This window comes from Anabaena sp. CS-542/02, assembly GCF_028331085.1.
GTDB lineage: Bacteria > Cyanobacteriota > Cyanobacteriia > Cyanobacteriales > Nostocaceae > Anabaenopsis > Anabaenopsis arnoldii.
Genome location: NZ_JAQMTM010000073.1, coordinates 1 through 16566 on the forward strand (window position 1 = coordinate 1; position 16566 = coordinate 16566).

Genomic DNA, 16566 nt, shown 5'->3' on the forward strand with positions numbered 1-16566 from the left:
AGTAAGAAAAATAGCCCCTTAAAAGACCATTGTCCGTATAAAATCTTCCTTGTCCACTTTCCTTCCTTGTCTTCCTAGTCTTGCCTTCACAGATCATATTAAAAACCTACCCTTGCAAGGAGAGGGTGGGGTAAAACAATATTTGATACACTAATCATGACTTTCCAAACATCCTCTTAGGTTCTAAAGTCAAAAATCAACTTACAGGCTCTAACTGATGAATGATTTTTTCCTCTGGTTTCACCTGTTTTAACGCTGCCAATTTTTCCTGTAACTGCGCCCTGACTTCATAGCGATACTTGAAAAAATGTTCGCCCACACCCAAGGTGGTTAGGTAATCATACAATAAACGGGGCTTAGTCAGAGCGATCGCCACTAATTGCCACCAGAAGCGAAACCGAGTTGAACGTACCACACCCTGTCGCCAGCAAATCGCTGGAAATAAACCCATCTCAGTCCTAGTTATCTGAAGCTGAGTTTTACCCCGCCAACCGTTCATCATCTGAAAATGGCGGAAGGTGCGCTTCAAATAAGGCATAGGCTCATAAATCTGCCAAAAACCTTGAATATATTCCTGTGTAATTTCTTCTACCGGGCGCGTGGGGACAAAGTTCATAATCGCGCCTTGGTGCAATGTACTCATACCGTCAAATAATCTTCCTTCCTGTTGCAAGCGATTCCACATTGCTGTATTTTCTAATGCTTGCAGCAGGCTGAAATGTCCTTGGGGAATACCCGTTTCCTCAATAAATTCTTGAATACGTTGACCAGCACCGGGACGCTCATTGTCAAAACCCATAATAAAACCAGACATAATCTGTAATCCTGCCCGTGTAATTTTGTGGCAAGATTCAATTAAGTCATGACGTGTATTCTGAACTTTATGAATACCCACAAGACTATCTGTATCTGGGGTTTCAATACCCATAAATAAAATAGTGAAGCCAGCTTTAACCATCAAGTCGATTAATTCTTCATCCTCAGCTAAATTCAGTGAAGCTTCTGTCAGCAAAATGAATGGGTAATCATGTTCTTCCATCCATGGGATGAGTGCTTTTAAAAAAACCTTGGCATTGCGTTTATTACCGATAAAATTGTCATCCACTACAAACACATACCGCCGCCAGCCCATATCATACAGAACTTGAAATTCGTGGAGCATTTGTTCCGGGGTTTTGGTGCGGGGCTTGCGTCCATATAGGTTGATGATGTCGCAGAATTCACATTGAAATGGACACCCACGGGAAAATTGCACTGTAATTGCTAAATAAGCATTGAGATCCAATAAGTCAAACCGGGGAATTGGTGTTTGAGTCACATCCGGTTTTTCCGGGGATCGGAAAATACCGCGCTCCTCTCCTCGGACGAGAGCCGCCAAAAACATGGGGATAGTACATTCTCCTTCATCTAAGATGAGATAATGGGCTCCCGCTTCCAAGGCAAAGTCTGGTACTGACGTGGGAAAAGGTCCACCCACGGCCACCCGTTTACCTAAAGCCACTCCCTTGTGAATCAAGGTGCGAAAATCTTCTTTCTGGATAATCATTGCAGAGATAAGGACTACATCACACCACTCCCAATCTTCATCTACCTCCCAACGTATATTGCGATCTACAAATCTAATTTCCCAATCACTGGGGAGCATTGCAGCTACTGTAATCAAACCCAGTGGGGGATTAGTCGAGCGTAAACCAGCCAAATCAAGGGTTTCCTGGTAAGACCAGAAGGAGTTAGGCATGATTGGCCACAGTAGTAAGGCTTTCATAAAGCACACACTCCGGAATACGAATTGATTACTTCCTAGGTTAGTCTTAGTCTCTCCATTAGATATTAAGTTTTATTATATTTACTTGCAAAAGTTACATAGATACCTAAAAAAGCACCAATGAGTAATTAGCGAGTTTTGCTGGAAAGTGTCAAAATTGAAGGAGTTTTGTAACCGCCACATCATTAGAGCGGATTTGAGATAAATTGGAAATTTATGGGCAAGCAGCGTGTTCTTTCTGGAGTTCAACCAACCGGTAATTACCATCTGGGTAACTATTTAGGAGCCATTCGCAATTGGGTAGAAGGTCAGAGCGAATACGAAAATTACCTGTTCGTGGCTGATTTGCACGCGATTACGGTACCACACGACCCCACAAGGTTAGCATCTGATACTTATACCCTGGTGGCGCTTTATCTAGCTTGTGGTCTGGATTTAAATCACTCGACGATTTTTGTGCAATCTCATGTTTCTGCCCACAGTGAGTTGACCTGGCTGTTTAATTGCATTACACCTTTAAACTGGTTACAAGACATGATTCAGTTTAAGGAGAAGGCGATTAAGCAGGGTGAAAATGTCAATGTCGGCTTGTTGGACTATCCTGTGCTGATGGCTGCTGATATTTTGCTGTATCAAGCTGATAAAGTACCAGTGGGTGAAGACCAAAAACAACATTTGGAATTGACTAGGGACATTGCAGCGCGGTTAAATCATCAATTTGGTAAACCTGATCAACCAGTGATCAAGTTACCATCCGCTTTAATTCGTCAGGAAGGGGCTAGGGTGATGAGTTTGGCCGATGGTACACGCAAAATGTCCAAGTCTGATCCGTCTGATTTAAGCCGAATTAATTTACTGGATACACCAGAGCAGATTCAATACAAGATTAAGCGCTGTAAAACTGACCAGGTTCGGGGTTTGACTTTCGGTGATCCAGATCGTCCAGAGTGTAATAACTTGTTAACTCTGTATATGCTGCTGTCTGGGAAGAAGAAGGAAGAGGTAGCAGCCGAATGTCAAGATATGGGCTGGGGACAATTTAAGCCCTTGTTGACAGAAACGACAATTAATGCTTTAAAACCCATACAGGAAAAATATCAAGGGATTATAGAAGATCAAGCTTATCTCCAGTCTGTTTTGCGTGAGGGACGGGAGAAAGCCGAAGCCATTGCTAATCAAACTTTGGCACAGGTGAAAACTGCTTTGGGCTACTCCCTACCTCTGTAAAGGTTTCACTTTTGGGCGTAATTCGTTATACCCTTGAAGGAAAGTGAAACATTAATGTTATGCAGGATACCCAAAATACCACAATTTTCAACTCATTTCGTCGGGCTGCCCAATCGGGCGAATTTTTAGTTACTGCCGAGGTAGCTCCCCCAAAAGGGGTGAATGTAGCACACATGATTTCAATGGCGGCGACCCTTAAGGGGAGGGTTCATGCTGTCAATATTACCGATGGTAGCCGCGCTGTATTACGGATGTCTTCTTTGGTAGCGTCAGTAATTTTGTTGCAAAATGGCATTGAACCGATTTGTCAGGTTGCTTGTCGCGATCGCAATAGAATTGGTTTACAAGCTGATTTGATGGGTGCTCATGCCTTGGGTATCCGCAATATTTTAGCTTTAACTGGCGACCCGGTGAAAGTAGGTGATCACCCCCATGCTAAAGCGGTGTTTGACTTGGAATCTGTGCGGCTCCTGCAAATGATTCGGAAAATGAATCAAGGCCTTGATTCTGATGAGAAGCCCTTTACAGATGGGGGGACTGATTTATTTGCCGGTGCGGCTGTGGATCCACAGTCTCCCAGTTGGTCAGGTTTACAAAAGCGATTTGAACGCAAAATTGAAGCTGGAGCGCAGTTTTTCCAAAGTCAGATGATTACAGATTTTGAGCGCCTAGAAAAGTTTATGGATATCATAGCCTTGAGTCATAATAAACCCATTATGGCAGGAATTTTCCTGTTGAAATCGGCAAAGAATGCTGAGTTTATTAATCGGTGTGTTCCGGGTGTAAATATTCCTCAGTACATTATTGATAGGTTGGCTACCGCAAAGAATCCCCTGGAGGAAGGAATGAAAATTGCTGCTGAACAAGTGCAGATGGCGCGACAATTATGTCAGGGTGTCCACATGATGGCGGTAAAGCGGGAGGATCTGATTGCGCCAATCTTAGATTTGGCGGGAATTACACCAGTTAGTAATGTCAATTAGATGACCTCTAAATCCAGGTTTTTAACCGGGGTTAAAGTCTCCCCTCTCCAAACCTGTGGAGAGGGTTTGAGGTGAGCGGAAAACAGCGAACTGACAAAAGCCCCCCGTGTCGTCAGAGTGGGGAGGTGCATTTATGGCGAAGAAAGTTTGAACAGGATTAACCTCAGATAACAGTACCAGCCACCATTTTGGTAACTGTGCCGAAAAATTACAAAAATGCCTATCACCTAAAATTTATATTTGTCCAGATTGTGGCAAAAATTTTGAAGATAGAAATATTAACGTGGTTGTCTACATCTTGCATCAGGGAATAAGGACGGTGGGACAGACTGGATAATATGGAAAGCGGAGTTTTGCTCTTGCACATTTCATGGAATTGTCAACAGTTACAGGGAGGTCATCGGTGAGTTGAAGTGAAGCGCGTAGGGTTTCCCACGCCGCTGCAAGCAGATCGCCCCGGTGGATTGGAGGAACATTAGTGTTAATGGGACTCAATGGCTACGCCACGCCAGCTATCGGGTGGAATTAATGACCACGGCATTAAGGATTTGCGCTTGTTTACCACCGTGGATCAGTTACTGGACATTGGAGTAACCAAATTTCTATGCCTATGGCTATGCCACGCAAGCTATCAGATGCCGAACTGTCTTTGGAAGCCGGTTTAGTAGCCCTCAAAGAAGGAAATTACCAAACTGCGATCGCTAAACTTACACCTGTGGCCACTAGTCAAGTAAATCCTAGAGCTAACTTACAGGCAAGGGTTGGTTTAGTCATGGCTTATGCACGCACTGGCCAAATTCGCAAGGCTACTATTCTGTGTCAGACTCTCAGAGAGAGCCAAAATACACGAGTTAAACAATGGGCTGAACTTGCTCTCACACACTTGGCAAAAAGCCGTAAAAAAAGTAGTAAATCTATGGCTACGCCACGCCAGTTATCAGATAATCCGGGATGTGAGTTTGTAACTGGTGAGAATTCTCAAAACGCTACTGCGTCAACAACTAAGACCCCCGGGGTGGTGGAGTCCCAGAAACAGAGAGTAGCAGAAACTAGTCAATATTCGCGAGCCAGTCTGAGTAGCGTGCCGAATACGGTGATCCCGCAGAATTTATTCAGATCCTCCAGCTATATAAAAACTGCTTGGACTGAGGTTAGTCCGAGCCTTCATCGGTGTATTTATTGGCGACAAGCCAAACGTGCTAAGGTATGGCAACCCCTGGGTAGGCATCAGTTAATTCCCTTGCGGTTGCTAGGACTGGGAACATTCATGGCTTTGTTGTGGTTACTGGGAGTAATACTCAATTTAACCACGGGATTGATTAACTTTGCTTTAGACAAATTACCTTACCTAACAGTCCAACAGTTGCCCCACAGCAACCCTGCACCATTTTTATTGATAGTTTTATTGATTATCATGGGACTATCACCTTGGTTGTTAGATAGGCTATTAGCAAAGTCTTATGGACAGACTGAATTGTCCAAGGATTTATTAAATCGCCACAGTCGCGAAACGGCTAGAGTCATACAACGTTACTGTCAACAGCGTCGCTGGCACTGTCCTAAACTCCGAATTTTACCCATAACAGCACCAATGGCGTTGACTTATGGTAGTCTGGCTAACAACGCTCGGATTGTAGTCAGTCAGGGACTATTAGAGCAACTGGCAGATGATGAAATTGCGACTATTTATGCGACACAGTTAGGACATATTGCTCATTGGGATTTTGCGGTTATGTCTCTGGTGTTGCTGCTTTCACTACCCATTCATCGACTATATGAGCAAATATCTACATGGGGCAACAAGAGGTCAGAGGGAATTTGGTATAAACCTATCAATATTTTGGCGAGTGTGATTTATGGATTGTGGTATGTGCTTACTAGTATTACTTTATGGCTGTCACAATTACGGCTTTACTATAGCGATCGCCTAGCTGCGGAAATTACCGGTAATCCCAACGCTCTGACTCGTGCTTTACTGAAAATTGCCATGGGTATTTCTGCTGATATCCAAAAATCAGAACAAACAAGTTGGCATTTGGAAAGTTTAAATTTCTTAATACCAGTCGGTTATGAGCAGAGCCTTTGTTTGGGTAGTATTGCTGGTCAACGCCCCTTTGAGTCTCTATTGATTTGGGATAGTCTTCATCCATATCGCCACTGGTTTACTATTAATAATAGCCATCCTTTAATAGGCGATCGCATCCAACGTCTGAGCCAAATTGCTCGCCATTGGCATATAGATACTGAAATAGATCTCAATAGCCTGGGTTTGACCGTAGCCGAAGCCCAAGCAACTTATCAGGTAAAGCGTCAGTCCTTCTTATTGCAAATCGCTCCTTTTTTGGGTATTCACCTGGGTTTGGTATTTGCGGGTTGCACTTGGCTGATGTGGCAAACTGCTGTCAATCTGAGGTGGTTAAATCTCCAGTGGACATACGAAGATTGGACTGTGATTACAGGTTTTCTACTAATTGGCTTTAGCATCGGTATGGTGTCGCGGATGAGTTCATTTTTTCCAGACATCAAAACTGCTACTGTCCAGGATGATCAAAGCCTGATCAACCTCTTAACTAATCCATCTGCTCTTCCTGTTGATAGTATAAGCGTGCAACTTGTGGGTAAGCTCCTGGGTCGTCGAGGTACGGGTAATTGCTTAGGACAAGACTTAATACTTCAGTGCAGCACGGGGTTAGTGAAATTACACCACATTCCTCTGGGACAGTCAGTTAATCCCCAAGATTTAATTGGTCGGCAAATTATAGTTACAGGCTGGTTTCGCCGAGGAGCAACACCCTGGATTGATATTCACACAGTGCAAACTCAAACTGGTAAAAATATTCATAGTCCTCATCCCATTTGGTCTACTTTTGTGGCTGTAGCTGCACAGGCTTGGGGTGCATACATTTTTCTCACAGGCTAGTACTACCTTGAACTCAACAGCCAAAAGCCAAACTCACCTCCTAGGGAATGTGGATAAAAATTGCAACTTGAGTCAATGAATCTTCTTTTGCTCCAGAATACCGGCTGAAACCCCTACTAGAAAATCCAGGGGAGCATATCCCCAAAGTTAACCCTTGTGGGGATAAGAACCTCTGGACTAGATAACCCATGCACTCACAAATATACCAGCCAATGGCTGGTTTTTGTTTATGATGATCCTCCTTGAGGAAAAAAATGTATTTTATGCTACTATATACAAATGTTGTTATTAAAAATGTATGCTTTAAATTAGTTACGTAGATGATACCATGGTAATATAAGAAATGGTATTTAATTCTGCGGACAGAGCTATCCTAAGCAAGCATTAAAATTTGTGGGTGATCACATCAAGATTCCTTTGGTAAACACCGTTAAACGTTGGTTCAATTTTGATAGTTTCCTATCCTAATGCCATCCAATTTGCAGTTTGAAGACATTAAGGAAGTGCGAATCTTGACAAGAAATCAGTGTTTATTGCTGATTTCGTCTATAAAAAAAGAATCGGCAATCAACCACTATCTTAATCCAGACAACGCTTTAGCAATTGACCCTGGCATCAAGAATTGGTTAAGCTGTGTTTCCAACAGTAGAAATAGTTTTATCTTTGATGGACGCAAGGTGAAAAGTCTTAACCAATGGTAAAACAAACGTCTTGCAATGCTCACACAGGTCTGTATGCAACTTTTGACCCTTGCTACCGGATTTCGGATCTGGGAAACGAAAACTAAAAGCGAAGTGGCAAGGTTTATACTTGTCACGTAGCAGCAGTTGAGAATCCCCGGGTCTTGAGACCGGGAAGAGGTGAAGACTCTGATAATTGAGGTGGTGTTAGCTGAGTATTGTATGCGCTTTTGTATTAAACAAGCCTGATCCCAACAAAAAATTGTATTGTATAGGTTGACAGTTTGGAGTAAAAAATTTGGTTGATAGCAGTTTTGGTAAAGTAATAGTTTTCTTACCTTGCCATATTCGTTCAAATCTGGAGGTATAGTTCATGTCCATTCGCCTATATATAGGCAATTTGCCAAAAGAAGAAATAGATCGTCAAGATTTGCAAGCAGTTTTTGCCGCTGAAGGCGATGCTGTGACTACAAAACTAATTAAAGACCGCAAAACTGGCAAATGCCGTGGTTTTGGTTTTCTCACGGTCAACAATGACGAGCAAGCTGATCAAATTATTGAAAAGTATAATGGTCAATTGTTCAAAGAGACGCCCCTCAAGCTAGAAAAAGCATTACCTCGAACCAAACCTGAGGAAGCTGAAGAGCAACCTGCTAAAGCAGCTAGTGGTGTTAGTGGTCATCCGGCTCCTACACCAAAAGAAGGCGGTCGTCGTGAGAAAGGTTCTAAGAAGTCACGGCGTGGCGGCGGTGGTGCTGTGCGCGAAACCAGCACAAGTGCTGAATCAGATGCAATTCGTCCAGATCCACGTTGGGCGTCTGAATTAGAAAAGCTCAAGCAGATGTTGGCAGCACAATAATTGAGTCTGGAGGGGATAGGAATTAAAATTAAAAATCGCGGTTTTTAGGTTTTAATTCCCTATAAATCCCCCTTTGCCGAGTTTTTCCAGGAAATGATTATCAGTGTGGTGCCAAATTTTGCTGGAATTTATCTATGATCCAGACACATGAAAAAAAATTTCACAGGATTCTTTATGCCCATGTTGAGTGAATTATATCAAGAATTGCGATGTCTACCCTGAGCTAGTCCCAGGCAATTTCAGCGGATCGGGTCATGACAGACATATCTTCATACCCTCCTCCAAGTTAGCTTTGGGGGTGGGTTGCTTTTATGAGAATTACATTTCAAGTTATTTACTGTACAACATAAAGCCTTTTTCAGGCTAATGAAGTACACATCAATTGCCTATTCCCTGTTCCCTATTCCCTGTTCCCTGAAACTAAACAACTTTGTACCTCACGAGCATGAGAAATGCTATATTTCATCTGAGTTAGGTACGAAAGGGCGGGCAAGATGCCCAACCCATAAGATTTATAATATTAAAGTGTGTGTTTTATTACTTGCCAATTGCTGTATACGCACATAACTATAGACTTAGTACCCAAAAGATTAAATTGTTGGACATAATTAAATTAAAATAAAGATTACTCAAAGTTCCTAAATAATCATGTAGAAGGCGAAACTTTGACGATACATTCTCAGAATAAGCAACAGACAAACTATGAAACCTACTACCGACAAATGTATTGCCTTAATTTCTGTTCATGGAGACCCGGCGATTGAAATTGGTCAGGAAGAGGCAGGTGGACAGAATGTTTATGTGCGTAATGTGGGTGAAGCACTCGCCAAGCTGGGATGGCAAGTTGATATGTTTACCCGGCAAGTGAGTAGAGAACAAGATAAAATTGTGCAATTGAGCGAAAATTGTCGCACTATTCGTTTAAAAGCAGGTCTTGTAGAGTTTGTACCCCGAGATAATCTGTTGGAATATATGCCGGAATTTTTGGATAATTTCCTCGAATTCCAAAGACACAATCGTATAACCTATCAGTTGGCGCACACAAACTACTGGCACTCTAGCTGGATAGGGATGCAACTCAATAAAATCCAAGGTACGGGACAAATTCATACTTACCATTCACTGGGAGCCGTTAAGTACGGTACAATAAAAAATATTCCCATAATTGCTAGTCAGCGATTGGCAGTGGAAAAAGAAGTGTTGGAGAGGGCAGAACGAATTGTGGCTACAAGTCCCCAGGAAAAAGAACATATGCGATCGCTGGTGTCCCCTCAAGGTAATATTGACATTATTCCCTGCGGTACAGATGTTCGTAGCTTTGGTTCTATTGACCGTCAAACAGCAAGATTAGAATTGGGAATTGCACCGGAAACTAAACTTGTATTGTATGTAGGACGTTTTGATCGACGCAAAGGAATAGAAACCCTGGTGCGTGCAGTGAACGAATCCCAATTACGTGGTGATCAAAACCTGAAATTAATTATTGGTGGTGGTAGCACTCCCGGTAATAGTGATGGGATGGAGCGCGATCGCATCGAGAATATCATCAACGAATTGGGGATGAGTGAATTTACGACCCTCACTGGTCGCCTCAGTCAGGAAATATTACCTACTTACTACGCTGCGGCTGATGTTTGCGTAGTTCCGAGTCACTATGAACCCTTTGGACTAGTGGCCATTGAAGCCATGGCTAGTTATACGCCTGTAGTAGCCAGTGATGTAGGTGGGCTGCAATTTACTGTAGTTCCCGAAATCACAGGTTTATTAGCTCCACCCAAAGATTTAGCCGCCTTTGCAGCTGCAATAGATCGGATTTTGTTAAATCCACAATGGCGAGACGAATTAGGTAAAGCTGGGAGAAAACGGGTAGAAAGTAAGTTTAGTTGGGATGGGGTAGCCACCCAGCTAAGTCAACTCTACAGTGAAATTTTGCAGCAAAAAGTTAAAGAACCAGCATTAATCCAGTAAGTAATAGGTCATCATAACTCTTGTGCAACCAGTTGACTATACTACCCTAACTGCTGCTTGTAGCGAACTACGCGCTCACTGGCTACCATCTCGATTAGAACAAGTTTATCAGCGCGATCGCTATACTATTGCTGTAGCATTACGCACCCTCAAACAAAGGGACTGGCTAGAGATTTCTTGGCATCCCCAAGCGGCGCATATTTGTATTGGCGAACCACCACCAAGATTACCAGATACATTTACCTTTAGCCAACAATTAGTACATCAATTAGGTGGCCTGGCCTTGGTGGAAATTCAAGCCATCGCCCCTTGGGAGCGTGTTGTTAACTTACAATTTGCCCGCCGTCCTGGAGAGGAGGCACTGTACCATATATATGTAGAAGTGATGGGCAAATACAGCAACGTTATCCTCACCGATGCTAACAATATGATGATCACAGCTGCCCATCAAGTTGGTCAGCATCAATCTAGCGTCCGTCCCATTCAAACCGGACAACCTTATGAAACCCCACCCAAACTCACTGGACCTGTTCCTAGTTTGAATGAATCTGCTCAACGCTGGCAAGAACGGGTCAGCTTAGTACCAGGAGCAATTAAGCCTCAGTTATTAAAAAGTTATAGCGGCTTGAGTTCTGCCTTAGTGGAATCCATGTTAATTGCGGCAGATTTAGCCCCGGAAACCAGTACAGAGCAGCTCCAACCTGAAGACTGGGAACGGCTATTTAGACGATGGCAAGAATGGCTACAAGCATTGGATTTGAATAAATTCCAACCAGCTTGGACAGCAAAAGGATATACAGTCATGGGTTGGGGCGCAGTTGCACCAGAAAAAGATATCCAAACCTTAGTTAACAGATACTACACTGACGAATTAAATCAGCAAGTATTTTCTCAGTTACGGCATCAATTAAATCAAAAACTATATACTATTTTAGTAAAAATACGTAATAAAGCGCAAACCTTTTCCCAACGCCTGCAGCAATCAGAACAAGCAGATGAATATCGCAAAAAAGCGGATTTGTTGATGTCTCACCTGCAAAAATGGCAACCAGGGATGACAGAAATTATCCTGACTGATTTTGAGACAGAGCAACCAATAGCCATCGCCCTCTTACCAGATAAAAACGCCGTCCAAAATGCCCAACGTCTTTACAAACAGCACCAGAAACTTAAACGCGCTCGTAGTGCTGTGGAACCATTGCTTGGGGATGTCAACTCAGAAATTAACTATTTAGAGCAAGTAGAAGCCGCCGTCGCTCAGATAGAAAACTACCAAACAGCAGCAGATTTGCAGGCTTTGGAAGAAATCCGCGACGAGTTAATTGCACAGAAATATTTAGAAGACCCAGGATATCGCAGTCGCGGCGAAACCACTAGCACGAATTTTCATCGTTATCATACCCCCAGCGGGTTTGAAGTCTTAATCGGTCGTAATAATCGTCAAAATGACCAATTAACCTTTCGTGTGGCTGGAGATTATGATTTATGGTTCCACGCTCAAGAAATCCCTGGAAGTCATGTACTGCTACGTTTAGAACCGGGTGCAGTTCCCGAATCCGTAGATTTACAATTTGTGGCTAATCTTGCAGCGTACTACAGTCGTGGCCGTCAGAGTGACCAAGTACCAGTAGTTTATACTCAGCCCAAGCACGTTTACAAACCCAAAGGAGCCAAGCCTGGTATTGCTATTTATAAGCAGGAGCGCATCATCTGGGGACAGCCGCAATTAGTCATTAGTGATTAGTCCGTGAGAATTTTTCGCCATTTCCACCTGCGGGAATTTTGAATTTATGCTCTTAGATAGAGGCTGATTGTCGGGGGATATATGTTTTTTTAGAGATTTTTATCAAAAAACTGTGTTGACTGTTACAATAATGTTAAGAAAGGTTGCCCGTTAGTTTTGGGAACGCGCAATTTGGTTTTAACTCTGTTGAGAAGACAACGCGGAAAAAGATATTTCTGACCAGCTGTGGAAAGCTGGTCTTTTTTGTGGGATATGAGATTGTGCGCTTTTTAGAAACTAAATCTGGTTCTGAGGGCACCAATCACAACATCATTATTGTTATTGTTATGATCGGGGGATGTTAACCAGATCAGACCGGGGGTAATGGTAATATTGTCACTGAGTTGATACTGGTAGAAAGCTTCCAGGTGATAGGAGGTATTTGGATCTGTATTTACTCCTGGAATGGTAGAAGTTGTAACTTTAGGTTCTACACCGGCAATAATCCCGGCTAAGTTACCTCTTTTACCCAAATCCGGGAAGCCCAGGGTAACCGCATAATTCCAAACTTCAGCTTTTCCGGGGTTGTCTGTTAACTGACTGTTGGTGTATCCAGCCCAACCACCTAAGACAAATCTTTCATTGATGTCAATGGATGCTTGAAGGCCGTAGGAATTGCTGGAGAATGGTGTAGCTGGTTCCGTAGTCGCATTAGTGCTACCACTAACTAGGGGCTTGCGGTAGGAGTTGATATAAGTTAAACCGAGGGTAATGCGATCGCTTGGTTTAAGAGTCAGCTGTGCTAGAGCGGCGTAAGGACCATTAAATAAACCCCTCCCATCTGATGGGTCGTTAGGAGTACTAGTTAAATATCCTAAGTTGAGTGCTAATCTGTCACCGAACTGGTGGCTGATTCCCAAACCCGCACCACCCAGCTGGTTGTAAATTGGGTTACGTGTACCAAAGGTAGACAAGGCACCACGACTACCATCACCATCAAGTATATTGACTGTATTCGTGATGTCATCTGCAGCGCCATTATTGGCGATCGCAACTACTTGTGTGTTTGCACTGAGGGGAAATTTGTAAAATACAGTATCTATCTGGGCATCTGTAGTGCCAGTGCCACCAGCAAAGGCTAAACCACCCTCTGGTGTGTTAATGTCAGGGCTGAGAATATTGTTAGCAGCGATGCGGGTAAATAGGGTATCCTTCCCTGTAAAACTGGTAACAAATTCAATGCGCGATCGCAGTCCCAGGGTTGTATTCTTCTGTGTGATGCTTTGATCATCGCTTAAAACACCACTCATAACTGCCACTACTTCTCCTTGGAGCTTAGTAGTGGTGGAGAACTGATTTGCTTCCAATTGAGATGTGCGTGCTTCTAGTGTATCGACCCGTCCCCGTAGTGTGGCTATTTCTGCCGAAAATTCTTCTTGTAACCTTTGTAATCTTAATATATCTTGTTGTGTGACTACGTTGGTAGTAGCCTCAGCAATTAATTCATTTACCCGATCTAAACAAGCATTCAAAGCCGCGGCGAACTCATATCTGGTTAAAGTGCGATTACCGCGAAAAGTGTTATCTGGATAACCTGAAATACAACCATAACGTTCAATCAATGAGCGCAATGCTTGAAAAGCCCAATCAGTAGGTCTGACATCAGATAACTGAGAAACCGAGGTAGTTTGAGCTATTACCTCACCTGTTCTCAAGTTCTGAGCTTGAGTTTCTTGATTCTCTATTACTGATGTTGTCGGTATTTCCCCTGCATAGACAGAGCCACTAAAGAACAGTATATTACAGGCAAATACTGGGCTAATCGGTAGATACTTCCAGAATTCTCGCATTTCCTTCCTCACACTTATTTATCGTAGATTGCACTCACACTCAGCATTTTCGAGAATAATTTGCTGAAAAAGTATATTCAGGATATTAACAGGAGTTTAAGAATTTTCCTATCACTACAACTTAACAACCTCTTTTTATACTTAAGCCAAAAATTAAAAAAAACAGTATCTTAGGTAACACTTATTAGTTATTCCCGGATCGCAGTAATACATCTTAAGTGCCGACAATAATATCAAAGAATTGACATATTTTATACCCTGTCCGATTGAATGCACCAAGATATTAGTTGCTTAACTCCTGCATATTGTCTGAGAATGAGACTTATTCTATAATATCAAAGTAAGTTCATTGACAAAAGTAGAGTAATCATTAAGGGTTATAAAAACCGTGATGTGGAATCTTTTAAGACCTATAACAGGTAAACACAGCCGAGGTATCCTGACTTTAATAGCTCTACTGACATTTTCAGTGGTTATTGGCTGTAACCAATCAAACACAGGTACGGTAGAAGAACAGACACCCCAAGTACAGCCAGAAAAAACCAAAGTGGTCGCTACAATTTTGCCGACTTATTTGTTTACTAAGGCTGTAGCTGGGGAAGCGGCAGATGTATCAATTATCGTGACCCCAACTGCCGATGTACATGATTACCAGTCAACACCGGATGATGTGAAAGCGATTTCTACAGCCGCAATATTAGTAAAAAATGGTTTGGGATTAGAAGAATTTCTGGACAATACTATCAAAAATGCTGAAAATCCTGACTTAATCAAAATTGATGCCAGTCGAGGTATTAAAACGTTAAATGCGATTTCCGCGGTTGATAAAACGGTAACAGAACATGGTCATAGTCACAGTCATAGTCACGGTCACAGTCATGACCATGGTGATGGAAATCCTCACGTGTGGTTAGACCCGGTTTTAGTAAAACAGCAGGTAGTAAATATTCGGGATGGATTAATTGCTGCGGATCGTGCTAATCAAGCTACTTATGAAGCCAATGCTGCGGCTTATCTGCAAGAATTGGATAAATTACATCAAGAGTTTGAGCAAACTTTACAGAAGACTCCGAACTGTACCTTTATTACCTTTCATGATGCCTTTCCATATTTAGCTCAACGCTATAATCTCAAACAGGTTGCTGTGGTGCAAATTCCTGAAGACCAACTTTCACCAGCAGATGTACAAAGAGCCGTTAACGCTGTGAAAAAGTATAATGCTAAGGCTGTATTTAGCGAGCCAGGGGTAGATAATAAGTTATTAACTAGTCTTGCTCAAGATTTGAATGTAACTGTGCGTAACTTGGATTCTCTAGAAACTACTGGGGGTGATACAAATCCACAGTATTACTTCCAGGCTATGAGAAACAACTTGCAAATTCTTGAGGCTGGGTGTCAGTAATTGCATGGCAACGCCAGTGATATTAATGATTAATTACCGATAATCCAGGACTAATGATGTCTCCTATTTTAAAGGTCGAAGGATTAAATGTATATCAAGGCAGTTATTTGGCTGTTCGAGATGTGACATTTGAATTGCTAGCAGGAACAGATACGGCTATTGTTGGTCCTAATGGTGCCGGTAAAAGTACTTTGGTAAAAGCAATTTTAAATTTGATTCCCCACAGTAGTGGTCAGATTGAAATTTTTGGTCGCCCCATGACCAATTTAGGAAAGTTGCGTCACCGATTGGGTTATATGCCCCAAAATTTTATCTTTGACCGCAGTTTCCCTATTTCTGTAGGCGAATTAGTGGGACTGGGATGGGAAAACCCCAACAAAAAGCAAAATTTATTTTTTCCCTTGTGGAGAAAAGATAGGCAAAAATCCGCAGCAATAGGGGAGGCGATGCGGCGAACCGATGTTTATCATCTCAAGGATAAAGCTATTGGAACTCTGAGCGGCGGTCAGTTGAAGCGGGTATTGCTGGCTTATTGTTTGGTCACTCCTCGGCAATTATTGATACTAGATGAAGCCTTTGCTGGGGTTGATGTCCAGGGTATAACAGATTTTTACGCGTTGTTAAATGAGTTAAAGCACGAAGAAGGTTGGAGTGTGCTACAGGTTTCCCATGATATTGATATGGTCAGCCATCATTGCGATCGCGTTCTGTGTCTGAACCAAACTGTTGTATGTACTGGTAAACCTGAAATTGCCCTTTCACCCCAAAATCTATTAGCAACCTATGGGCCAGGATTCAGTCCTTACCATCATCAGCATTAATATTTTCAGAGGGGGTATTTATTATGGTAATTTACTGCTAATGAAATTCAGCCATAACTTTGATTTTGGTTTTTATTCTGGTTCATCTAAATGTTCAGCAACAGCCTGATAAAGATGGAAAATATGATGATCGTGGAGGTGATAAAATACATTACGCCCTTGTTTACGATAGCGGACTAGTCGCATTGCTCTTAGGTTTCTTAGCTGATGGGAAACCGCCGATTCACTCATGTTTAGTAATCCTGCTAAATCACCTACACACAGTTCTTTGGTCGCTAAAAAAGAAAGAATCCTCAGACGATTAGGGTCTCCTAAAAAGCTAAAAAATTCGGCCATACGTTGAGCTTTTTCGGGGCTGATAATTTGTT

The 16566-nt window shown here is 42.5% G+C and carries 11 protein-coding genes; 8 read left to right on the plus strand and 3 right to left on the minus strand.

Annotated features, from left to right (window positions below; all coding sequences use genetic code 11):
• Positions 1-196: 196 nt before the first annotated feature.
• Positions 197-1765, minus strand: a complete 1569-nt coding sequence (locus tag PN447_RS07775) for a B12-binding domain-containing radical SAM protein (RefSeq protein WP_271762151.1) — start codon at positions 1763-1765, stop codon at positions 197-199.
• Positions 1766-1981: 216 nt separating this feature from the next.
• Here PN447_RS07775 and trpS point away from each other — a divergent pair, with 216 nt between their 5' ends.
• From trpS to PN447_RS07805, 6 genes are all read left to right on the plus strand, one after another.
• A complete protein-coding gene (gene trpS, locus PN447_RS07780) occupies positions 1982-2992 on the plus strand; it encodes a tryptophan--tRNA ligase (protein WP_271762152.1) in 1011 nt (336 codons plus the stop codon).
• A 59-nt stretch (positions 2993-3051) separates the two neighbouring features.
• Complete coding sequence (locus PN447_RS07785; RefSeq protein ID WP_271762153.1) at positions 3052-3975, plus strand: methylenetetrahydrofolate reductase; 924 nt, start codon at positions 3052-3054, stop codon at positions 3973-3975.
• 604 nt (positions 3976-4579) lie between these two features.
• Positions 4580-6895 carry a M48 family metalloprotease gene (locus PN447_RS07790; RefSeq protein ID WP_442867086.1) on the plus strand — a complete coding sequence of 772 codons (2316 nt, stop codon included), beginning with the start codon at positions 4580-4582 and terminating at the stop codon, positions 6893-6895.
• Positions 6896-7948: 1053 nt separating this feature from the next.
• Positions 7949-8434 carry an RNA recognition motif domain-containing protein gene (locus PN447_RS07795; protein WP_271762154.1) on the plus strand — a complete coding sequence of 162 codons (486 nt, stop codon included), beginning with the start codon at positions 7949-7951 and terminating at the stop codon, positions 8432-8434.
• 702 nt (positions 8435-9136) lie between these two features.
• Positions 9137-10402: a glycosyltransferase family 4 protein gene (locus PN447_RS07800; protein WP_271762156.1), complete on the plus strand. Its 1266-nt coding sequence runs from the start codon at positions 9137-9139 to the stop codon at positions 10400-10402.
• A gap of 22 nt (positions 10403-10424) precedes the next feature.
• Positions 10425-12146 carry an Rqc2 family fibronectin-binding protein gene (locus tag PN447_RS07805; protein ID WP_271762157.1) on the plus strand — a complete coding sequence of 574 codons (1722 nt, stop codon included), beginning with the start codon at positions 10425-10427 and terminating at the stop codon, positions 12144-12146.
• A 269-nt stretch (positions 12147-12415) separates the two neighbouring features.
• Here PN447_RS07805 and PN447_RS07810 read toward each other — a convergent pair whose 3' ends face one another.
• Positions 12416-13975: an iron uptake porin gene (locus tag PN447_RS07810; protein ID WP_271762159.1), complete on the minus strand. Its 1560-nt coding sequence runs from the start codon at positions 13973-13975 to the stop codon at positions 12416-12418.
• 391 nt (positions 13976-14366) lie between these two features.
• On the opposite strand from PN447_RS07810, the gene PN447_RS07815 reads away from it, so the two are divergent.
• Together PN447_RS07815 and PN447_RS07820 are read left to right on the plus strand one after the other, a co-directional pair.
• Positions 14367-15377, plus strand: coding sequence for a metal ABC transporter solute-binding protein, Zn/Mn family (locus tag PN447_RS07815; RefSeq protein ID WP_271762160.1), 1011 nt, complete (start codon positions 14367-14369; stop codon positions 15375-15377).
• A 53-nt stretch (positions 15378-15430) separates the two neighbouring features.
• Positions 15431-16198, plus strand: a complete 768-nt coding sequence (locus PN447_RS07820) for a metal ABC transporter ATP-binding protein (RefSeq protein WP_271762161.1) — start codon at positions 15431-15433, stop codon at positions 16196-16198.
• A 72-nt stretch (positions 16199-16270) separates the two neighbouring features.
• Here the strand turns inward: PN447_RS07820 and PN447_RS07825 are convergent, their stop codons facing one another.
• Positions 16271-16534: an ArsR/SmtB family transcription factor gene (locus tag PN447_RS07825; RefSeq protein ID WP_334311089.1), complete on the minus strand. Its 264-nt coding sequence runs from the start codon at positions 16532-16534 to the stop codon at positions 16271-16273.
• Positions 16535-16566 lie beyond the last annotated feature (32 nt).